Origin of the sequence: Sedimenticola selenatireducens DSM 17993, from assembly GCF_000428045.1 — a bacterium.
Classification (GTDB): Bacteria; Pseudomonadota; Gammaproteobacteria; order Chromatiales; family Chromatiaceae; genus Sedimenticola; species Sedimenticola selenatireducens.
Genome location: NZ_ATZE01000027.1, coordinates 57,423 through 78,024 on the forward strand (window position 1 = coordinate 57,423; position 20,602 = coordinate 78,024).

The window sequence follows — 20,602 nt, forward strand, 5'->3', positions numbered from 1 at the left end:
TTACTTGTTGAAGTGGTAGTAGTCTTGGTTCAGGTATTCCGCGGTGTTTTCCACCTCGTCATCAAACCAGTTGAGATTCAGCGCCAGCTGGCAGCGCTGTACCTGGGCGGATAGTCCCTTGCGGCTGGTCACCAGCCGGTCTTTCCGGGTGTAGAGTTCACTGCCGTGGCAGGAGGTGCAGTTTTCCGTTACCTGCGATTTGCCGGCCTGGATATCGAAGGCGCTGGCTTGTCCGATGGGGAGTCCCATCAGGCAAATAATGCCGATCAGTGTGGTCAGGGATTTCATTCAGTGGCCTCTTTCTCTGTGGGGACAGGTTGAATTTTAGCTGATAAATGGGCGACCCGTACCGGCGCCGGGGGGTGGCTGTCATGGAATGCCGAATAGAGCGGGTCGGGGGTCAGGGTACTGGCGTTTTCCCGGTAGAGCTTGACCAGGGCCTGGATCATCGGTGCCGCGCCCGCCTGTTCCACGGCAAAATCATCCGCCTCAAACTCGTGCCGCTGTGACATAGTGGCCATGACCGGCTGCAGGAACTGGCTGAAGACCGGCAGCGCGAGCATGAACAGCAGCAGCGCCAGGGCGTTGCTCTGGCCGTTGACTCCCAGTGACTGATAGAACCAGGACTGTCCGGCGAGCCAGCCGAGCAGGGCAAAGCCGACCAGTGACATCGCGGTTGAAAGCAGCAGGTGCTTGAGCACATGGCGGCGCTTGAAATGTCCCAGTTCGTGGGCGAGAACCGCTTCCATCTCATTCCCTTCCAGGCTCTCTGCCAGAGTGTCATAGAAGACGATGCGCTTGTTGTTGCCGAACCCGGTAAAGTAGGCATTACCATGTCCCGAGCGTTTCGATCCATCCATGATGAAGATGCCTTTGCTGGTGAACCCGCAGCGTTCCAGCAGGCTCTGAATACGCTGCTTTAGCGGGCCCTCTTCCAGGGGCGTGAATTTATTGAAAATGGGCGCGATCAGGGTGGGATAGATCCACAGCATCAACAGCATAAAACTCATCCATACGGCCCAGGCTGCTAGCCACCAGGTATCGCCTGCCCGGTCCATCAGCCAGAGGATCACCCAGAGCAGGGGTATGCCGAGCAGCAGCGCCAACAGCAGCTGCAGCAACAGATCGGTGATGAACCGCCTCGCTGTGGTGCGGTTGAAACCGAAGCGCGTTTCCAGCACAAAGGTGTTCCAGATGCCCAGCGGCAATTCCAGCAGCGCCGAGATCAGGGAGACCGAAAAGATCAGTGCGATGCCACTCCAGATCGGATCAGCCGGCCATAGTTGCCATTGCCGATGCAGGAAATCAATGCCGCCGCCCAGCGTCCAGAGCAGTAGCAGGCCGGTCCCGATAAACAGGTCGATATGGCCGATGTCGAGTTTCGCGCGGGTGTAGTCGGCAGCTTTCTGGTGCTCTTGCAGGGTTACTTTATCGGCAAAGGCGGGTGGCACCTGCACCCGGTGGGTGGCCACATGTCGCTGCTGCCGCTGCATTAGCCAGAGTTGCAGAACCAGTCCGATGGCAAGGGCCGAGATGAACAGAAGCGTGAATAGATGCATCCCTACAGGATACAGAGATAGCGGCGCTTCTGCTAGAATGCCGCAGCTCAACAGATAACCAACCGTGGGAGATGAGATGGCGCAGGATCCAACAAACCTGATCTGGATTGATCTCGAGATGACCGGTCTCGATCCTCAGAACGACCGAATTATTGAGATCGCCACCATTGTCACGGATGCCAATCTCAATCTGCTGGCCGAAGGGCCGGTGATTGCTATCCAGCAGCCGCAGGAAGTGATGGCGGCGATGGATGAATGGAACACCAAACAGCACGCCAAGTCGGGCCTCACCGAACGAGTACTATCCAGCGATGTCAGTGAAGCGCGGGCAGAGCAGGAGACCCTGGTGTTTCTGCGCCAGTATGTACCCAAGGGGAGCTCGCCCATCTGCGGTAACAGTATCTGCCAGGATCGCCGTTTTCTGGCCCGTTGCATGCCGGAACTGGAGGCGTACTTCCATTATCGCAATCTGGATGTGAGCACGCTCAAGGAGTTGGCCAAGCGTTGGGCGCCGGCTATTGCCAAGGGCGTGGTAAAGAGTGGCAAGCACCTGGCGATGGACGATATCCGCGACTCTATCAATGAACTGCGACACTATCGCGATCACTTCCTGAACATCCCATCTGCTGCCGAGTCGGCGCCGCGCTAGTCGCCACTGAATGACAGTGGCGAAATGCCCCTCAGCCTTATTGCGGCTCGCCGTGTCGCGCCAGCGCCCAGCGCACATGTTCCCGGACCAGTTCCGACGGATCATCGCGTCGGCTGTTGAGGGCGGCAAGCGTCTCGGCTGAGGTCCGGGCATTGCCCAGGGCGACGGCGATATTCCGCAGCCAGCGCTGATGACCGATGCGCCGGATGGGTGATCCTTCCAGGCGTTTCAGAAAAGTCTCCTCATCCCAGGCAAAGAGGGAGCGGAGTGTGGCGTTGTCCAACCCGTTACGGGGACTGAAATCGGCCTCGTCTGCCGCCGTGGCGAAACGGTTCCAGGGGCAGGCCATCAGGCAGTCGTCACAACCGTAGATGCGATTGCCCATCAACGGCCTCAGCTCTTCCGGGATCGGACCATCCAGCTCGATGGTCAGGTAGGAGATGCAGCGGCGTGCATCCACCTGATAGGGCGCGATGATCGCCTGGGTGGGGCAGATATCGATACAGGCGGCACAGCGGCCGCAGTGATCCGCTTCCGGCTGATCCACCGGGAGTGGCAGGGTGGTGTAGAGTTCACCCAGAAAGAACCAGGAGCCGGCCTGGCGGTTGACAATATTGCTGTGCTTTCCGGTCCAGCCCAGTCCCGCCTTCTCTGCCAGGGCACGCTCCAGGACCGGCGCCGAGTCGACGAAGGCACGATATCCAAAGGGGCCGACAGCTGCTTCAATCCGGTTTGCGAGTTTCTGCAAGCGGTTGCGCATCAGCTTGTGGTAGTCGCGGCCGAGGGCGTAACGGGAGATAAACGCGCGCTGGGAGTCCGCCAGGACCGCCTCCGGATCGTCGTCGGGCGGCAGGTAGTCCATACGAACCGAGATGATGCGCAGGGTGCCGGGCACCAACTCCGCCGGGCGGGACCGTTTCAGACCATGACTGGCCATGTACTCCATGTTGCCGTGCATGCCGTGATCCAGCCACTGGTGCAGGTGCTGCTCGGCCAGGGTCAGGTCGGTGTCGGCAAAGCCGACCTGCTGAAAACCGAGCGCGGTGCCCCACTGCCTGATCTGTTCGGCGAGGGCCTGGTAGTCTGTGGTTGTCTGCTCTGACATGATGGCGTGCGATCATAGCATCTATAAGCCCTCAGGATAGCACCGTCCGGACGGGACAAAACCCTTACTGAGACCCTACAATAGGCACAACAAAGGCTGCGGATTCATTTAATAATGTTAATCACTGATTCATCACAGTTCCCGCCCCAGCTTTATCTGGCCGAGCAGGTGCGTGCCCTGGATCGTTGTGCCATTGCGCAGTTTGGCATCCCTGGCCTGACCCTGATGGAGCGGGCGGGTGCTGCTGCCTTCGGCCTGTTGAGGACGCGTTGGCCGGCTGCGCGGCACGTCACCGTGCTATGTGGCACCGGCAATAATGGTGGTGACGGTTTTGTGGTGGCGCGCCTGGCGCTGCAGGCGGGACTCGATGTGCGTCTGCTGCAGCTTGGCGATATCAAGAAACTGCAGGGCGATGCGCTGGCCAGTGCCGAAAAATTTCGCCAGGCCGGCGGTTGTGTCGAGCTCTTCAATGAGCTGGATTTTTCCACCGATCTGATCGTGGATGCGGTGCTGGGTACCGGCCTGGAGCGAGCCGTCAGCGGACCGTGGGAAACAGCCCTGCTGGCCGCCAACCGACATCCTGCGCCGGTATTCGCACTGGATATCCCCTCGGGCCTTCACTCTGACAGTGGGCGGATCCTGGGCTGTGCCATCCGGGCGGAGACAACCATCACGTTTATTGGCCTCAAGCAGGGCATGTTCACCGGAGCAGGTCCGGACTGTTGCGGCCGGATTGCGGTGGATGACCTGGAGGTGCCGAGCGAGGTGTATCAGACGGTGCAAGAGAGTGCACGCCTGTTGCGCTGGCAAACCTTCGCTGCGCAGCTCGTGCCGCGGAGACGCACCCTGCACAAGGGGGATTGTGGACATCTGTTGCTGGTCGGTGGCGACACGGGTTTACTCGGTGCAGTCCGCATGGCCGGGGAGGCGGCGCTGCGAACCGGGGCCGGTCTGGTCTCCATCGCTACCCGTCCCGAGCATGCGGCACTGATTGCCAGTCAGCGACCCGAGTTGATGTGTCATGGGGTTGAACAGCCGGATGCGCTGCTGCCACTGCTTGCGCGGGCCGATACGGTCGCGATCGGGCCAGGGCTGGGGCAGCAGGAGTGGGGGCAACGCATGCTGCGACGGGTATTGCAAAGCAAGCTGCCCCTGGTAGTGGATGCGGATGCGTTGAACCTGTTGGCCATGGAGCCGGAGCAGAGGGAAAACTGGGTTTTGACACCTCATCCGGGTGAGGCGGCCCGACTGCTGGGCTGCACGACGGCAGAGATACAGGCGGACCGCTTCCTGGCGGTTTCGCGGCTGCAGCAGCGCTACGGGGGGGTGGCGTTGCTGAAGGGCACAGGGACACTGATCTCGAGCGCGCCGGGAAAACAGACGGGACTCTGCTGCGAGGGCAATCCAGGCATGGCCAGCGGCGGCATGGGGGACCTGTTGACCGGGATCGTTGGCAGCCTGGTCGTTCAGGGCAAAGCGATCAAGATGGCTGCCGAGATGGGGGCCTGTCTGCATGGCGCGGCCGCGGATCTGGCGGCCAGGGCCGGTGAGCGGGGAATGCTGGCGACCGATCTGTTACCCGCAATTCGCGGTCTGATTAATGGGGATAACCTGAATGCTGGTGATTAGGGCTGATTCCGAACGGAAGCAGGAGTTGATTGGTATGGCGCTGTCCCGGGTGGTCCCCTCCAGCTGCCTGATCTATCTGACGGGGGATCTGGGTGCCGGCAAGACCACCCTGGCGAGGGGATTTCTGCGTGGTCTGGGGCATGCCGGATCGGTGAAAAGTCCCACCTACACATTGATAGAGCCTTATGAGATAGGCAATAGACGCTGTTATCACCTGGATCTTTATCGACTCGCCGATCCGGACGAGATTGAATTTCTGGGGTTGCGGGACATGTTGCAGGATGATGCCATCATGCTGGTGGAGTGGCCGGAGCAGGGGCAGGGCGCACTGCCGGAACCAGATCTGCTGATCCGCATTCGCTATCTTGAGGATGGCCGGGAACTGGTTATTGAGGCAGAAACAGATTCGGGTGCCCGGCTAATGGAAAAGCTTGCGCTGGAGTTGGATGCGGTAGTTAAGAGTTGAATGTAGGTTAGTTTTCTATCTTGTAGATATTTCTGGAATTTATTAGATCTGCATGCTATCTTTTAATTGCGTCAGGTCACCCGGTCCGGTAACAAAGCGGCACAGAATTATGAAGAAGATAGCCACAATCCTGCTGATGTTGGTCTGCTGGCCGCTGTTGGCCGGGCAGACTGTGGTCGATAATCTCCGTATTTGGGCGGCACCGGATCACACCCGACTGGTGTTCGATACCAGCCATCCGGTCAATCACAAACTCTTTACCCTCAAACAACCCGATCGGCTGGTAATTGATATCAACAATGCCCAACTGACCGGCTCCATGCCGGCGGTGAGTGACAACCCCCTGATCAAGCGGTTGCGTAGTGCCCAGCGCAAGGATGGCACGCTACGGGTCGTACTGGACCTCAATACCCAGACCCATCCGAAAAGTTTTGTTCTCAGGCCGAACAGCCAATATGGACATCGACTGGTGGTTGATCTGTTTGGTGAGGAGGAGCGCTCAGAGGGGAAATCGCTGCAGAAGCCGGTCAAACAGATTGAAACCAGCGGTATGCGGGACGTGGTGATTGCGATTGATGCCGGTCATGGGGGTGAAGATCCGGGAGCCAAGGGGCGGCGCGGAACCTACGAAAAGAATGTCGTACTCTCCATCGCCCGAAAACTGGCTGCATTGATCGATAAAGAACGAGGCATGAAAGCCGTTCTGATCCGGGATGGCGACTATTATCTCGGCCTGCGCAAGCGGATGGATCTGGCCCGCTCTCATCGTGCCGATCTGTTTGTTTCCATTCATGCCGATTCATTCCGCGATTCCAGGGCTCGCGGTTCGTCGGTGTATACCCTATCCAAGCGTGGGGCTTCGAGTGAGGCGGCACGCTGGCTGGCCGAGAGTGAAAACAGCGCGGATCTGATTGGCGGCGTCAAGCTGGAAGACAAGGATGATGTGCTGGCCTCTGTGCTGTTGGATCTCTCCCAGACCGGTACCGGACAGGCGAGTCATGAAGTGGCTAGCAAGGTTCTGGGGCAGCTCAAGCGGGTTGGCAGGACTCACAAGCGATCGGTGCAGCAGGCGGGATTTGCGGTGCTGAAATCGCCCGACGTTCCTTCGATTCTGGTGGAGACAGCTTTCATTTCCAATCCGGAAGAGGAGCGCAAACTGCTCGACCCGCGGCATCAGCAGCAAGTGGCAGGAGCCATAATGAACGGCTTAAGCAGCTACTTTCGCAACAGTCCACCGCCGGGGACGCTCATGGCCCAGTTGAAATCGAAACAACATACCATTTCCCGGGGTGACACCCTGGGGGCAATTGCCGATCGCTATAACATCAGTCTCGCCAACCTGAAATCCGCCAACGGGATTTCCGGCGACATGATCCGTATCGGCCAGGTGCTGGTGATTCCCGGTACCTGATCAATCCGCGGTTCCCCCCGCTATAATTAAGCCACACTGATTCACGCCCACCTCCGATTACTGGTTATAATTCCGGTCTTCATCCGTACGCTTAATCCAGGATGCCGACGTTTGGTTCAGACGTCGCTCCGTCGCTAAAATCGGTACAGGTCAAATGCGAATACAGGCGCTTCCAGCACAATTAATTAACCAGATCGCCGCCGGCGAGGTGGTGGAGCGTCCCGCCTCTGTGATCAAGGAGCTGGTGGAAAACAGTCTGGATGCCGGCGCTACCCGGATCGATGTGGATATTGAGCAGGGTGGTGGAAAACTGATTCGGGTGCGGGATAACGGAGGTGGTATCCATCCTGAGGATTTGCGGCTGGCATTGTCGCGTCATGCCACCAGCAAGATTGCCAGTCTGGAGGAGCTGGAACGGGTCAGCAGCATGGGGTTTCGGGGCGAAGCACTGCCGAGCATCTCCTCCGTATCCCGTCTGAGCATCGCCTCCCGTGCAACCGGCCAGGAGGGCGGCTGGAGCGTCAGCAGCGATGGCGGCGATCAGTTTGTCGATCCGGTGCCCAGCGCCCACCCACAGGGCACCACGGTGGAGGTCCGGGATCTCTTCTACAACACTCCGGCCCGCCGCAAGTTCATGCGTACCGAAAAGACCGAGTTCGGCCATATCGAAACCCAGCTCAAGCGGCTTGCCCTGAGCCGCTTTGATGTCTCGTTCAGCCTCTCGCATAATCGCAAGGAGGTGTTCACGCTTCCCCTCGCCAGTCAGATCCTGGAGCAGGAGCGCAGGCTTGCCGGGCTGTTGGGGGCTTCGTTTCTGGAGCAGGTGATCCACCTTGATTGGGACCAGGCCGGCCTTGCCTTGCGTGGCTGGGTGGCGCGACCGGTCTTTTCCCGCAGTCAGGCCGATATGCAGTACTTCTACGTCAACGGGCGCATGGTCAGGGACAAACTGGTGACCCATGCCGTACGACAGGCATTCCAGGACGTACTGTTTCATGGTCGCCACCCGGCCTACGTACTCTACCTGGATCTTGATCCCCTGCAGGTGGATGTGAATGTACACCCGGCCAAACATGAGGTGCGTTTTCGTGATGGCCGAATGGTGCACGGGTTTATCTATAGCACCTTGCATAAGCTGCTGGCGGAGACCCGGCCCGGGCAGGAGATTGACCGGTCAACCGGGGAGATCCGCCAGGTGGAGGTGGATCAGCGAACGGTACCATTAGCCGCGGTCCCGCCTGCCTATCAGCGACCGTTGGGATTTCAGGTGCAGGAGCGCCACGCCAGCTATCAGCCCAGTTTTGATATGCAGCATCCGTCTCCGATGCCTCCGGTTACCGAAGGTGAAGCGGCGGCGGATGAAGTGCCACCGCTCGGTTTTGCCCTGGCGCAGCTGAAAGGAATTTATATTCTCGCAGAAAACGCATCCGGACTGGTGTTGGTGGATATGCATGCCGCCCACGAGCGGATCACCTACGAACGCTTCAAGCGGGCTTTGCTGGAAGGAGGCGTCAGTCGCCAGCCACTGCTGGTACCTGTTTCCGTATCTGTCAGTTCCAGGGAAGCCGATTTGGCCGAGGTCCAGCAGCCGCTGTTCGGTGAACTGGGCATGGAAGTGGATCGGATCGGGGCGGAAACTCTGGTTGTCCGTGCCATACCGGTGCTGCTGCAGGGTGCGGATGCAGAAAAATTGTTGCGGGATATCCTGTCGGACATCGTGGTGCATGGTAGCAGTGAGCGCATCCGTGACGAGATAAATCAGGTCCTTGCCACCATGGCCTGCCATGGTTCAGTCAGAGCCAACAGACGCCTGACCATTGAAGAGATGAATGCCCTGTTACGGGACATGGAACGTACCGAACGCAGTGATCAGTGCAATCATGGACGTCCCACCTGGGTACAGCTCGACCTGACCCGTCTGGATAAGCTGTTTCTTCGGGGCCAGTAATGGGTGAAAAAACTGCAGACCAGGGACTGCCTCCCGCCATATTTCTAATGGGGCCAACGGCCTCAGGCAAGACCGAGTTGGCGATTGAACTGGTGCGGCACCTGCCCTGCGAGATTATCAGTGTCGATTCCGCGCTGGTTTATCGTGGCATGGATATCGGAACGGCCAAACCGGATGCCGCAGAACTGGCCCTTGCGCCGCATCGGCTGATTGATATCTGTGATCCCACAGAGGCTTATTCTGCGGCCCGCTTTCGGCAAGATGCCTTGGCTGAAATGGCCGAAATTAGCGCTACCGGACGCATCCCCTTATTGGTGGGTGGCACCATGCTCTATTTCAGGGCATTGGAATTCGGGCTCTCCAGTCTGCCGGAAGCGGACCCTGAGGTTCGCGCGGAGCTGGAACGAGAGGCCGCCGCGTTGGGGTGGGAGAATCTGCATGAGCAGCTGAAGCGTATCGATCCCGCAGCGGCGACCCGGATACATCCCAATGACCCCCAAAGAATACAGCGAGCCTTGGAAGTTTACCGGTTGACCGGCCAGCCCATGTCCCTGCTGCAAGGGCAGGCGGAACGGAGTGCATTGCCCTATCGATTGGTTAAACTGGCCCGGGCTCCCAAGTCGCGGGCGGTATTGCATCAGCGGATTGCTGAACGCTTCAGCAAAATGCTGTCTAAGGGATTTGAGGCGGAAGTGCAGCAATTGCTGCAAAAAGGTAGCGTGCGGCCGGAGATGCCCTCCATGCGTTCGGTGGGATATCGCCAGATGATCCGGTACCTGCAGGGGGAGTGGGACAGGGAAACCATGATTGAACGCGGTATTATCGCCACCCGGCAGTTGGCCAAGCGTCAGTTTACCTGGCTGCGTTCCTATCCGGATTTACACTGGCTGGACGAAGAGGCGGGGAATATTTTGCAACAAGCCTTGAAAATAGTCCGCTCAGGCCTCAGTTTTAGCTGACAGTGTGAGCTGTGTGTAAAAATATTGGCGAATTATTGGACTTTTTTCTGGTACAAGCTTGTACCATAAGCTATTTTTTAAATACCGACGCGATACTACAATAAGGAGAACTCCGATGTCTAAGGGGCAAAGTCTACAAGACCCTTTCCTCAACACGCTGCGAAAAGAGCGTATACCCGTGTCGATCTTCCTGGTGAATGGAATCAAGTTGCAGGGGCAGATCGAATCATTTGATCAGTTTGTGGTCTTGCTGAAAAATACAGTCAGCCAGATGGTATATAAACATGCCATTTCCACGGTGGTTCCCGCCAGAAATGTGCGTTTGCAGATGCCGGCCGGCGATGATCCGGTTGAACCTGGTAATAGCTGATCTATCAGGAGAAGTGACGACGATCTGCCGTTTGTTACAAGGCATTAACGGCAGGCGTCGTAAATTATCAGTGCCGAATCTGAAGGCTGGCATGATTTCGATATACAGGACCGCCATTATCTCCATCTTGTTCCGTGGCTTAGGATAGTGTGGGTTGACACCCGATTCAGAACAGATGCTGACCTTTAAACCTTCAAGAACAAAAGCCCATCTACAGTCCGCTTCAACCCAGACATTATGCCTTTGACAATTCGTTACCCAGGTTTAAATAAGTTTTCGGCTGGTTCCAGGGTCGGTTGGCCGATGATCCAAGCGATTGATGAGGTTTCCAGTGTTTGAACGCCCAAAAGTAGGCGAGAAAGCCGTTCTTGTTCATGTGGATATGGACATTAAAGCCGATCCTGAAGAGCTTGAGGAGTTCCGGGAACTGGTGGTTTCAGCAGGTGCCACGCCGGTCTGCTTAGTCACCGGAAGCCGCAGGTCGCCTGATCCACGGCTGTTCATCGGAAGTGGCAAGGCGGAAGAGGTTCGTGACCTGATCCAGGCGGAAGAGGCGGAATTGGTGATATTCAATCACGCCCTCTCTCCAAGCCAGGAACGCAACCTGGAGCGGGAATTCAAGTGCCGGGTGGTCGACAGAACAGGATTGATTCTGGATATTTTTGCCCAGCGAGCCCGCTCTTTCGAGGGCAAGCTACAGGTGGAATTGGCGCAGTTGAGGCATCTTTCCACCCGGCTGGTGCGTGGCTGGACGCATCTTGAACGCCAGAAAGGCGGTATCGGTTTGCGCGGTCCTGGTGAAACCCAGCTTGAAACAGACCGGCGATTGCTTAATCATCGCATTGCGCAGATCCGCCGACGTCTCGAAAAAGTGGATAGTCAACGCAACCAGGGGCGCAAGGCCCGCAGCAAGGCTGAGATCCCGACGGTTTCTCTGGTCGGCTATACCAATGCGGGAAAGTCCACCCTGTTTAACCGGTTGACCGATTCGCAAGTGTATGCACAGGACCAACTGTTCGCTACCCTGGATCCAACGCTGCGCCGTCTGGACCTGCCGGGTGAGGGGGGCTGTATCCTGGCGGATACGGTGGGTTTTATATCCCATCTTCCCCATGAACTGGTTGCTGCCTTCAAATCCACTCTGCAGGAGACATCTGAGGCGTCGTTGCTACTGCATGTGATCGATACGGCAAGTACACAGCGTGCAGTCTGTATTGCCGAGGTAAATGACGTACTGAAGCAGATTGGTGCGGATAAGATTCCGCAAATCGAAATCTACAATAAAATCGATCTGACAGAGACGGAAGCGCCTCGAATTGAACGAGGTGAAGACGGTCTGGTCAAACGCATTTGGCTGTCAGCGTTGAGTGGTCAGGGATTGGAACTGCTGAAACAGGCGCTGGCGGAATTTTATCATCAGGAACATGTGCATAAGTTATTGCAGTTACAACCTGCGGATGGTCGTCTACGCGCGCGGCTTTTTGAACTGGGTGGGGTCATCTCAGAGAAGGCGACCGATACCGGCGGGTGGGATATGGAAATCGATCTACCCAAGGTTGCCTATGACCGTCTGGTGCAACAGGAATCGGTTTTGGAGAGTCGTCTGGTGATCGGATAGTTGCATAAACTGATTCGCTGTTGCTCTTAGGTAATGTTAAGTTAAGAAAAATTCGCTGCCCGGATGTTTGTGAAGTATCCTCCGGGTATATTGTTTATTACGAGAAAGCACTGGAGTTATCGATGGCTTGGAATGAACCGGGGGGAGACAATAAAGATCCCTGGAGTGGCAAGGGTGGTGAACAAGGCCCACCTGACTTGGATGAAGTGGTCAAGAAGATGCAAGACAGGCTTGGAGGCCTGTTTGGCGGCAAAGGCGGAAACGGTGGCAACCGTTCCGGGGGCGGTCCGGTTTCCGGGCCCGCCGGGACCAAAGGGATAATCGGTCTGGTGGTCGTGGGTCTGGTTGTGCTTCTCGGGTTCAAGAGTTTTTATACGATCGCTCCCGCGGAACGCGGCGTGGTGTTGCGCTTTGGCGCCTACTACGAAGTAACCCAGCCGGGCCTCAATTTTCTTATCCCGGTCGTAGATGATGTGATCAAGGTAAATGTGGATCAGATCTCCACCTTTCCATCCAAGGAGACGATGCTGACCAAGGATGAGAATATTGTCGATATCGAGTTAACGGTTCAGTTCAAGGTGCAGGACCCGGTGGACTATCTGTTCCAGGACCGCGATCCGGACAAGACTATTCGTGACGCCACCGAAACCGCCCTGCGTGAAACGATTGGCAAGAGCAAACTTGATTTTATCCTGACCGAGGGACGTGGCTCGATCGCCAGTGACATCAAGCGGCGTATTCAGGAGTTGATCAGCTTTTATAAAACCGGTCTGGAAGTGACCAGCGTAAATACCCAACCGGCAAAACCGCCGGAGGCGGTCAAGAGTGCCTTCGATGATGCCATCAAGGCGCGCGAGGACAAGGCCCGGCAGGAGAACCAGGCGGAAGCCTATGCCAATGATGTGGTGCCGAGGGCACGCGGTGCCGCTTCACGTGTTACTGCTGCGGCAGGGGCCTACAAGGAACAGGTAATCGCGGAAGCCGAGGGTGAGACCTCACGTTTCCTGGCGGTGATGAAGGAGTATGAGAAGGCGCCGGTAGTAACCCGGCAGCGACTCTATCTGGAGACACTCGAACAGGTGATGGGTAATACCAACAAGGTGATTATGGACGTGAAGGCTGGCAATAGCCTGATGTACCTGCCCATCGACAAGCTGATTGAGGCAAGGCCTGACTCCTTGCGCAGTAGTTCCAATCCGCAGGCAACGATAAAGGAGCCGGTGGAAAACTTGCTACGTGAAGACAATCGTAGCAGGAGGGTACGTTAATGAATAATGGAAGGATTGGTGTTTTATTTGTCGGCATTATCCTGCTGATCGGATTGGCGGTCTCATCCCTGTTTGTGGTGAACCAGTGGGAGATGGCCATCAAACTGCAGTTTGGCAAGATAGTCGATTCAGACTATGAGCCGGGCCTCCATTTCAAGATCCCGGTGATCCAGAATGTGAAGAAGTTCGATGGCCGTATCCAGACCATGGACTCGAACCCGGAGCGGTTCCTGACCATTGAGAAGAAGGATGTAATCGTCAACTCTTACGCCAAGTGGCGCATTACCAATGCCGCGCAGTATTTCCGTTCAACCGGCGACAACGTGGCCAGTGCGACCCGGTTGCTGTCGGAACGGATCAATACCAGCCTGCGTGACGAGTTCGGCAAGCGCACCATTCAGGAGGTTATTTCCGGTGAACGTGCCGAAATCATGGCGCTGCTGACCAAGGATGCCGACGAAAAAGCTGCCGAGCTGGGGATCGAGGTCCTGGATGTGCGGGTGAAGCAGATTGATCTGCCAAAAGAGGTGAGTCAGTCGGTTTATGACCGCATGCGGGCTGAGCGTGAACGGGTCGCTTCCGAACTGAGAGCGCAGGGTGCGGAAGCGGCTGAAAGGATCCGCGCCAATGCAGATGCCCAGCGGGTGGTGATTCTGGCGAATGCCTACAAGGTGTCGGAGGAGACCCGGGGTGAGGGGGACGGCCTGGCGGCAGAAATTTATGCCAAGGCGTTTCAAGAAAATGAGGAGTTCTACGCCTTTTACCGTAGTCTCAATGCCTATGGCAAGACGTTCAACAGCAGTGGCAATATGATGGTGTTGGACCCTGACTCAGAGTTCTTCCGCTACTTCAGAAATGCAGAAGGCAAACAATAAAACCGGGTAATCTCCCCACCTGCCTTGTGGCGGGTGGGGAGTAGAGAAATGGACAATCAGGGCCTGGTTTGGCAGAATCAGCCCCCCTGTCCAAACAAATTCAGAATATTCTGGCCGGGTTGTCACCCCGGCTTTTTTTCGTCCAGGGATGGACTTATGCAGCGAAGCACAAGGAAGTGCGAGAGCGTATTCGTCCAGGGATGGACTTATGCAGCGAAGCACAAAGAAGTGCGAGAGCGTATTCGTCCAGGGATGGACTTATGCAGCGAAGCACAAGGAAGTGCGAGAGCGTAATTGGACAGCGATATGTGGCACGACTTGTGGATTGCCTTGGCATTGGTGATGGTTATTGAGGGAGTTATTCCTTTTTTAAGTCCTGGTGCTACTAAGCGTATGATGATGGCTATAGTCGAGATGGATGATAAATCCTTACGGATCAGTGGGTTGATTAGTATGATCCTGGGTGTGGTAACACTCTATCTCGTAAATTAGATTGAGAAAACAATGAACAATGCGCATTGGTTGTTGCCGGAGGGGATAGATGAACTGCTTCCTCCGAAGGCGCTCCAGTTGGAAAGAATACGCCGGGACCTTCTGGACCTGTTCGACAGCTGGGGATACGACCTGGTACAACCCCCTATTATCGAATATCTGGAATCGCTGCTGACAGGTACTGGTGGTGATCTGGATCTTCGTACATTCAAACTGACAGATCAGATTACGGGAAGGACCCTCGGTATCCGGGCCGATATCACCCCGCAGGCGGCGCGCATCGATGCCCATCAGTTGCGCCGGGAGGCGCCCACAAGACTCTGTTATGTGGGGACTGTGCTCAATACCCGAAATGACGATTTTGCAGGCTCGCGTTCTCCGCTTCAGATCGGCGCAGAGCTCTATGGCCATTCAGGTGTGGAGAGTGATCACGAGATACTTTGCCTGATGCTGAAGGCCCTGGAGCGGGCCGGTATCGACAACGTCTATCTCGACCTCGGTCACGTGGGTATTTTTCGCGCGCTGGCACAAGAGAGCGGTTTGGACAAACAGCAGGAGTTGGCCCTGTTCGATGCCCTGCAGCGCAAGGCGGTGCCGGAGATAGAAGCACTGCTGGATGGCTGCGAGCTTGAGGATGATGCGCGTCGGCGGCTGGCTTCACTGGCAAGCCTGAGCGGGGACGATGCCCTGGAACGGGCCCGAAAATCGCTTGCCGGCGCCGGTGCGGAGGTACAGTCGGCTCTTGAGCAGTTGGAACGGCTGGCGGCGCTGCTGGTGGAGCGGCGTCCGGATGTGCCGGTGCATTTTGATCTGGCCGAACTGCGCGGTTACCACTATCATACCGGGGTTGTATTCGCTGCCTTTGTGTCCGGACTGGGGCAGGAGATTGCCCGTGGCGGGCGCTACGATGATATCGGCAAACTGTTCGGGCGGGCGCGTCCAGCTTGTGGTTTCAGCGCCGACCTGAAGATGCTGATGCGTCTTGGCAGTGCCAAAAACCTGAACGAAACGACCGGGATATTTGCCCCGGCGGAAAATGACCCGGTCTTGCGGCAACGGGTGGAGGAACTGCGCGCCGAAGGGCGCCGGGTGGTAATCGCATTGCCCGGTCAGACGGGTGATGCGGGCACGATGTATTGTGGGGAGGCCCTGGTAAAACAGGGTGATAACTGGGTTGTCAAGACGCTCTGAAGCCTCTGGCAAATCCGTGGAATCACGTATTGATGAGTACGAACATGGGTAAAAATGTAGTAGTAATCGGCACCCAATGGGGTGATGAAGGTAAGGGTAAAATCGTCGATCTGCTGACTGATCGGGCCGAGGCTGTTGTCAGGTTCCAGGGTGGTCACAATGCCGGCCATACCCTGGTGATTGACGGCAAGAAGACCGTTCTGCACCTGATTCCTTCCGGGATTCTGCGGGAAAATGTCCGCTGTCTCATCGGTAATGGCGTGGTCCTCTCCCCCAGCGCGCTGCTGGAAGAGATGGACGTGTTGAAACAGAACGGGGTGCCGGTTATGGATCGGTTGGGTATCAGTGAGTCCTGCCCGCTGATTCTCCCCTACCATATCGCACTGGACCAGGCGCGAGAGACGGCCCGTGGTAAGAAAGCGATCGGCACCACCGGGCGCGGTATCGGCCCCGCCTATGAGGACAAGGTCTCCCGTCGCGGTATCCGCTTTGGAGAGCTGTGCGATATCGAGGTCTATAAAGAGCGCCTGCGCGAAGTGATGGAGTACCATAACTTCACGTTGGTCAATTACTTCAAGGCCGATGCAGTGGATTACCATCAGGTGCTGGATGAGTCGCTGGCCCAGGCAGAGATCCTGACCCCCCTGATTGAAGATGTGACCGGTACCCTGCACCAGATGCGTGCCGAAGGCCGGAATGTCATGTTCGAGGGAGCACAGGGCGCGCTGCTGGATATCGATCACGGTACCTATCCCTACGTGACATCTTCCAACACCACCGCCGGCGGTGCCGCCAGTGGCAGTGGCGTCGGCCCCTGCCACATCGACTACGTGCTGGGTATCGTCAAGGCCTATACCACCCGGGTGGGCGCAGGTCCGTTCCCGACTGAACTGTTTGATGCCGTGGGTGATCACTTGGGTCATAAAGGGCACGAGTTTGGCGCCACCACCGGACGTAAGCGCCGCTGTGGCTGGCTGGACGCCGTGGCCCTGAAGCGTTCTCTGCAGATCAACAGCGTTACCGGCATGTGCATCACCAAGCTGGACGTGCTGGATGGCATGGAAACCCTGAAGATCTGTGTCGCCTATAAGCTCGATGGCCGCGAAGTGAGCGTCCCACCGGTGGGCGCGGACGGTTTTGAGAAATGCGAGCCGGTGTACATGGAGATGCCGGGCTGGAACGAGTCAACCATTGGAGTATCCAGTGTCGACGGACTGCCGGAGAACGCCCGCAAATATCTGCAAAAGATCGAAGAACTCACAGACACGCCGGTGGATGTGATCTCCACTGGACCGGACCGCAAGGAGACCGTGGTGGTGCGCCATCCGTTCGATGCCTGATGCGGTTGTCGCATTCTGAGTAGCGCAACGGGGCCGGTCAGGCCCCGTTTTTTCTTGGCGCGGCAGAGCTGGTGCTTTGCGGGTTAAATTGCGATAACAGTACACATCCACCCACCAAGCCTGTACAATCCCGCGGCTTCTTCATATCCTGACTCCATTGAGCTTCTTCGGTGGATCCAACACCCTCCAGAGGTTATCACTATGGACTCCGCACCGGCTATTGCAGGTTTCGACACATTTGGCCTAGCGCCAGCCGTACTCAAGGCGATTCAGGATCAGGGCTACGAGACCCCGACCCCCATCCAGGCGGCCTGTATCCCCGAACTGCTGGCCAACCGTGACCTGCTGGGCCAGGCCCAGACCGGCACCGGCAAAACCGCCGCGTTCGCCTTGCCGCTGCTCAGCAACCTCAGTCTCGGATCGCGTGATCCCCAGATTCTTGTCCTCACACCGACCCGTGAACTGGCACTGCAGGTGGCCGAGGCGTGCCAGAGTTATGCCAGGCATCTGGGAGGATTCCATGTCCTGCCGGTCTACGGTGGCCAGGGAATGAGCCTGCAATTGCGTCAACTGCAGCGCGGTGCCCATGTAATCGTGGGGACACCGGGTCGGGTGATCGATCACCTCAAGAGAGGCACGCTGAAACTGGGCAGCATAAAAAGTCTGGTGCTGGATGAAGCGGATGAGATGCTCAAGATGGGCTTTATCGATGAGATCGAATGGATCTTTGAACAGGCCCCTGAACAGCGCCAGGTGGCGCTTTTTTCCGCCACCATGCCGGATTCGATTCGAAAAGTGGCAAAAAAATATCTGCGCGATCCGGTTGAGATCAAGATCAAGTCGAAAAGTGAGACGGTAACGGCGATCGATCAGGTCCACTATGTGGTCAGTCGCGACCACAAGATGGATGCGATGACGCGCATCCTGGAGGTGGAAGAGTTTGATGGCATGATTGTATTCGTTCGCACCAAGCTCGCCACGGTCGAGGTGGCCGATAAGCTGGCGGCGCACGGTTTTGCCGCCGAGGCACTTAATGGCGATATGAATCAGGCGATGCGCGAACGCACAGTCGATCGGTTGAAGCGGGGCAAGCTGGATATCGTGGTCGCTACCGACGTGGCGGCGCGCGGTCTGGATGTGGAGCGCATCAGTCATGTGGTCAATTACGATATTCCAAATGATCCCGAGTCCTACGTGCACCGTATCGGGCGAACCGGGCGGGCAGGGCGCAAGGGCAAAGCGCTGCTGTTTGTCCAGCCCCGGGAAAACCGCTTGCTGAAGGCTATTGAACGTTCGATTCGGCAACAGATTCCGGCCATGGAGCTGCCTTCCGCGGGCGATCTGAGCGAACACCGGATTGACCGTTTCACCACGCTAATCCGGGAAACCCTGACGCAACAGGATCTTGATTACTATTATCAGCTGATTCATCGGATGACCCAGGAACAGGAGATGAGTGAGCTGGACATTGCGGCGGCGCTCACCTATCTGGGGCAGAAGGAGCGGCCGTTTATTGTCAAGGAGGTGGCGGATTCCGCTGCCAGGCGCACCAGGGCGAAAAGTGGAAAAGAGCCGGGGACCTATCAGGCCGCAACTCCACAGGACAAGGCAAAGCGGAAACCCAAGACCAAGACAGAGCGGGGATCCCGCAAGAGTGATGTCCCCATGGAAACCTATCGTCTGCAGGTGGGCTCCAAGCACGGTGTGACGCCCCGTGAAGTGGTCGGCGCTCTGGCCAATGAGGCCGGATTGGATGGTGCCTATATCGGCCAGATCCAGATTGCCGAGGATCACACCCTGGTGGATCTGCCCGAGGGCATGCCGGGCGATGTGTTCAAGCATCTTCAGCGTGTCTATGTCTGTAACCAGCCGTTGCGGCTGAAACCCGTAAAGCCGCACCAGGCGGGCACAAAGGCCCAGCCGGACAAGGCCAAAAAGGCGAAGAAACGCGATAAAAAACCGAAGCATAAGAAAACGGCACCACCGGCTACCGGAGTCTGATGCCGGTTTCAAGTGGCCTGCGGATCGACCATAAGGAGCGGACAAAGTCCCCGTTACGATAAACATGGCAATGTTGCGGGTCGAACATGATCGGGAGGAGCGAGTAATGAAAAGTGTACTGATAATGCTGACGGCCGTGCTGATATATACGGCCACGGCCGATGCCCTGGAGGTGAACATCACCCGGGATATCGGGCAGTTCCAGGTGACTCATGGCCAGCAGCAGATCACGATTGTGCGCAAGCAGGATCGCACATCAACCATTTCTCCCGACTTTGCACTGACTTCCCGGCCCTGTCCGCCATTCTGTGCCCAGCCGATACAGGTCGCACCGGGTATCGCCACCATCGGTGAAGTTGAATTGGTCGCCTTTATGCGTGAGCGACTGGCCGATGGCACAGGCATCCTGATTGATGCCAGAACGGCCGACTGGCATGCCCGGGGCACCATACCCGGCTCGGTGAATATCCCGTTTACCAAGTTGAATCCGGGGCAGGGCGCCGATGACATTACCCTGAGTGAATCGCTCAGCCAGCTCGGGGTGGGGGAAAGGGACGAGGGTTGGGATTTTTCCCAGGCCAAACAGGCCGTGCTCTGGTGCAATGGTCCCTGGTGCGGGCAATCTCCGACCGCTATCAAGGGGCTGCTCAGCATCGGCTATCCGGCCGACAAGCTGTTTTATTACCGCGGTGGCATGCAGTTGTGGCAGGTGTTTGGACTGCCCGTCGTTACACCCGAGGGACAGTTGATCGAAGAGTAGACGCGGATTGTCACAGCAGATCTGATTGCTTGGATTTGGTCTGGCAGACTGCCAGTTATTATCTGACCTTGGTCGCCGCTTCGTTTTCAACATCCTCCTCTTTATCGTTAGAGATTAGATGTTAATCCACCGGTTGAAACCGCAACCAAAAGCGGCCATTGGATCATTCAGTTTGTCGGGCAGAAACCATCCGAAAATGGACGCTCACTCCAACACCCGGTTTATCCGTAGAAAATAAATCCGTCCTCTTTACCGCTTAGCGGTCCAAAACTCGGGGTCTCGGTGGGTAGCTAGCCCTTTCCTAGCAGCGGGATTTCACCTCCAATCTTCTACCGATTTATCTCGGCGCACTGGGTGTCCTTCTCCCTTCCTTGTTCCTATAATCCTGAAAAGCAAGTTTAAATTTGGATTCAAGGCAGACGCAACCAGTGAACACTAGCCCTACAATGGAGCAGCTCTTCGATTTGGCTGAGTTATTACGAGGCACTGTCCATAGCGGACGGTCACATAGTGCTATTCTTGAGCGCTTAAGGGAGTTTCTAAGAAACCATGACATATTGGGTATAGGTAGATCAGCTGACCAAATATGGTGGCGAGCTAGACGATGTAATGATCAAAAGCCATTTTCATCGTTAAACGAAATGATATATCCGCCTCAAGGCACTCCTGACTACGGTCGCGCCCATCTCCCGCATGTACCAACCCTGTATGCTAGACAAATATAAGAGACCCCCCAGCTTTGCTGGGGAGGCATTAGCAGTTTGACAGTAACGGGAGTCTCATAGTAACTCCAAAGCGTGAGCCGCCAAGCAACACGCAAAGGAGAAACCATGAGACGAGTAGAAAGTTTAAGTCACACGAGGTGGGAGTGTAAGTACCATATCGTGTTCATCCCGAAATATCGTAGGAAAGTGCTTTTTGGCCAAATACGCAAAGAGCTTGGTGAAGTATTTCATCGATT

The 20,602-nt window shown here is 56.7% G+C and carries 19 protein-coding genes; 16 read left to right on the forward strand and 3 right to left on the reverse strand.

What is annotated here, in order from left to right:
- Positions 1-288 (reverse strand): hypothetical protein, encoded by a 288-nt coding sequence (locus A3GO_RS0116980; RefSeq protein WP_029134418.1) that lies wholly within the window; start codon positions 286-288, stop codon positions 1-3.
- Entirely contained in the window at positions 285-1,559 is a 1,275-nt protein-coding gene (locus A3GO_RS0116985) for a M48 family metallopeptidase (protein ID WP_029134419.1), read from the reverse strand. The genes A3GO_RS0116980 and A3GO_RS0116985 overlap by 4 nt, the downstream gene beginning before the upstream one ends.
- Before the next feature lie 76 nt (positions 1,560-1,635).
- On the opposite strand from A3GO_RS0116985, the gene orn reads away from it, so the two are divergent.
- Positions 1,636-2,208, forward strand: coding sequence for an oligoribonuclease (gene orn / locus A3GO_RS0116990; RefSeq protein WP_029134420.1), 573 nt, complete (start codon positions 1,636-1,638; stop codon positions 2,206-2,208).
- Positions 2,209-2,245: 37 nt separating this feature from the next.
- On the opposite strand, the gene queG is transcribed toward orn, so the two are convergent.
- On the reverse strand, positions 2,246-3,313 hold the full coding sequence (gene queG, locus A3GO_RS0116995; RefSeq protein WP_029134421.1) for a tRNA epoxyqueuosine(34) reductase QueG: 1,068 nt from the start codon (positions 3,311-3,313) through the stop codon (positions 2,246-2,248).
- Between the two features lie 114 nt (positions 3,314-3,427).
- Here queG and A3GO_RS0117000 point away from each other — a divergent pair, with 114 nt between their 5' ends.
- The 15 genes from A3GO_RS0117000 to A3GO_RS25845 all read left to right on the forward strand — a co-directional run.
- Complete coding sequence (locus A3GO_RS0117000; protein ID WP_037375732.1) at positions 3,428-4,942, forward strand: bifunctional ADP-dependent NAD(P)H-hydrate dehydratase/NAD(P)H-hydrate epimerase; 1,515 nt, start codon at positions 3,428-3,430, stop codon at positions 4,940-4,942.
- The gene (tsaE, locus tag A3GO_RS0117005; RefSeq protein ID WP_051302514.1) at positions 4,929-5,408 is read left to right on the forward strand and encodes a tRNA (adenosine(37)-N6)-threonylcarbamoyltransferase complex ATPase subunit type 1 TsaE; all 480 of its coding nucleotides are present in this window, start codon (positions 4,929-4,931) and stop codon (positions 5,406-5,408) included. Before A3GO_RS0117000 ends, tsaE begins: the two co-directional genes overlap by 14 nt.
- A 109-nt stretch (positions 5,409-5,517) precedes the next feature.
- Positions 5,518-6,819 carry an N-acetylmuramoyl-L-alanine amidase gene (locus tag A3GO_RS0117010; protein WP_029134424.1) on the forward strand — a complete coding sequence of 434 codons (1,302 nt, stop codon included), beginning with the start codon at positions 5,518-5,520 and terminating at the stop codon, positions 6,817-6,819.
- 154 nt (positions 6,820-6,973) lie between these two features.
- Positions 6,974-8,767 carry a DNA mismatch repair endonuclease MutL gene (mutL, locus tag A3GO_RS0117015; protein WP_029134425.1) on the forward strand — a complete coding sequence of 598 codons (1,794 nt, stop codon included), beginning with the start codon at positions 6,974-6,976 and terminating at the stop codon, positions 8,765-8,767.
- Entirely contained in the window at positions 8,767-9,726 is a 960-nt protein-coding gene (gene miaA, locus A3GO_RS0117020; protein ID WP_029134426.1) for a tRNA (adenosine(37)-N6)-dimethylallyltransferase MiaA, read from the forward strand. Before mutL ends, miaA begins: the two co-directional genes overlap by 1 nt.
- 115 nt (positions 9,727-9,841) lie before the next feature.
- Positions 9,842-10,096, forward strand: coding sequence for an RNA chaperone Hfq (hfq, locus tag A3GO_RS0117025; protein WP_029134427.1), 255 nt, complete (start codon positions 9,842-9,844; stop codon positions 10,094-10,096).
- Positions 10,097-10,427: 331 nt separating this feature from the next.
- A complete protein-coding gene (hflX, locus tag A3GO_RS0117030; protein WP_029134428.1) occupies positions 10,428-11,714 on the forward strand; it encodes a ribosome rescue GTPase HflX in 1,287 nt (428 codons plus the stop codon).
- A gap of 122 nt (positions 11,715-11,836) precedes the next feature.
- Entirely contained in the window at positions 11,837-12,982 is a 1,146-nt protein-coding gene (gene hflK / locus A3GO_RS0117035) for an FtsH protease activity modulator HflK (protein WP_029134429.1), read from the forward strand.
- Positions 12,982-13,857 carry a protease modulator HflC gene (hflC, locus tag A3GO_RS0117040; protein ID WP_029134430.1) on the forward strand — a complete coding sequence of 292 codons (876 nt, stop codon included), beginning with the start codon at positions 12,982-12,984 and terminating at the stop codon, positions 13,855-13,857. The genes hflK and hflC overlap by 1 nt, the downstream gene beginning before the upstream one ends.
- A gap of 306 nt (positions 13,858-14,163) precedes the next feature.
- Entirely contained in the window at positions 14,164-14,349 is a 186-nt protein-coding gene (locus A3GO_RS0117045; RefSeq protein WP_029134431.1) for a DUF2065 domain-containing protein, read from the forward strand.
- Between the two features lie 12 nt (positions 14,350-14,361).
- Complete coding sequence (locus A3GO_RS24290; protein WP_037375734.1) at positions 14,362-15,540, forward strand: ATP phosphoribosyltransferase regulatory subunit; 1,179 nt, start codon at positions 14,362-14,364, stop codon at positions 15,538-15,540.
- 44 nt (positions 15,541-15,584) lie between these two features.
- Positions 15,585-16,880, forward strand: a complete 1,296-nt coding sequence (locus tag A3GO_RS0117055) for an adenylosuccinate synthase (RefSeq protein ID WP_029134432.1) — start codon at positions 15,585-15,587, stop codon at positions 16,878-16,880.
- A 201-nt stretch (positions 16,881-17,081) separates the two neighbouring features.
- Entirely contained in the window at positions 17,082-18,881 is a 1,800-nt protein-coding gene (locus A3GO_RS24295; RefSeq protein WP_051302516.1) for a DEAD/DEAH box helicase, read from the forward strand.
- A 106-nt stretch (positions 18,882-18,987) separates the two neighbouring features.
- Positions 18,988-19,641 (forward strand): rhodanese-like domain-containing protein, encoded by a 654-nt coding sequence (locus A3GO_RS0117065; protein ID WP_051302521.1) that lies wholly within the window; start codon positions 18,988-18,990, stop codon positions 19,639-19,641.
- Between the two features lie 830 nt (positions 19,642-20,471).
- On the forward strand, positions 20,472-20,602 hold a 131-nt coding region (locus A3GO_RS25845; RefSeq protein ID WP_211245102.1), incomplete at its 3' end, for a transposase.

What these genes read in the sequence shown, in the direction of transcription:
- hflK (WP_029134429.1), top strand. Translation starts at nt 11,837, where the DNA reads ATGGCTTGGAATGAACCGGGGGGAGACAATAAAGATCCCTGGAGTGGC.
- orn (WP_029134420.1), top strand. Translation starts at nt 1,636, where the DNA reads ATGGCGCAGGATCCAACAAACCTGATCTGGATTGATCTCGAGATGACC.
- A3GO_RS0116985 (WP_029134419.1), bottom strand. Translation starts at nt 1,559, where the DNA reads ATGCATCTATTCACGCTTCTGTTCATCTCGGCCCTTGCCATCGGACTG.
- A3GO_RS0117000 (WP_037375732.1), top strand. Translation starts at nt 3,428, where the DNA reads ATGTTAATCACTGATTCATCACAGTTCCCGCCCCAGCTTTATCTGGCC.
- A3GO_RS0117065 (WP_051302521.1), top strand. Translation starts at nt 18,988, where the DNA reads ATGAAAAGTGTACTGATAATGCTGACGGCCGTGCTGATATATACGGCC.
- A3GO_RS0117045 (WP_029134431.1), top strand. Translation starts at nt 14,164, where the DNA reads ATGTGGCACGACTTGTGGATTGCCTTGGCATTGGTGATGGTTATTGAG.
- A3GO_RS24295 (WP_051302516.1), top strand. Translation starts at nt 17,082, where the DNA reads ATGGACTCCGCACCGGCTATTGCAGGTTTCGACACATTTGGCCTAGCG.
- A3GO_RS0117010 (WP_029134424.1), top strand. Translation starts at nt 5,518, where the DNA reads ATGAAGAAGATAGCCACAATCCTGCTGATGTTGGTCTGCTGGCCGCTG.
- miaA (WP_029134426.1), top strand. Translation starts at nt 8,767, where the DNA reads ATGGGTGAAAAAACTGCAGACCAGGGACTGCCTCCCGCCATATTTCTA.
- A3GO_RS0117055 (WP_029134432.1), top strand. Translation starts at nt 15,585, where the DNA reads ATGGGTAAAAATGTAGTAGTAATCGGCACCCAATGGGGTGATGAAGGT.
- hfq (WP_029134427.1), top strand. Translation starts at nt 9,842, where the DNA reads ATGTCTAAGGGGCAAAGTCTACAAGACCCTTTCCTCAACACGCTGCGA.
- queG (WP_029134421.1), bottom strand. Translation starts at nt 3,313, where the DNA reads ATGTCAGAGCAGACAACCACAGACTACCAGGCCCTCGCCGAACAGATC.
- A3GO_RS0116980 (WP_029134418.1), bottom strand. Translation starts at nt 288, where the DNA reads ATGAAATCCCTGACCACACTGATCGGCATTATTTGCCTGATGGGACTC.
- tsaE (WP_051302514.1), top strand. Translation starts at nt 4,929, where the DNA reads ATGCTGGTGATTAGGGCTGATTCCGAACGGAAGCAGGAGTTGATTGGT.
- hflC (WP_029134430.1), top strand. Translation starts at nt 12,982, where the DNA reads ATGAATAATGGAAGGATTGGTGTTTTATTTGTCGGCATTATCCTGCTG.
- A3GO_RS24290 (WP_037375734.1), top strand. Translation starts at nt 14,362, where the DNA reads ATGAACAATGCGCATTGGTTGTTGCCGGAGGGGATAGATGAACTGCTT.
- mutL (WP_029134425.1), top strand. Translation starts at nt 6,974, where the DNA reads ATGCGAATACAGGCGCTTCCAGCACAATTAATTAACCAGATCGCCGCC.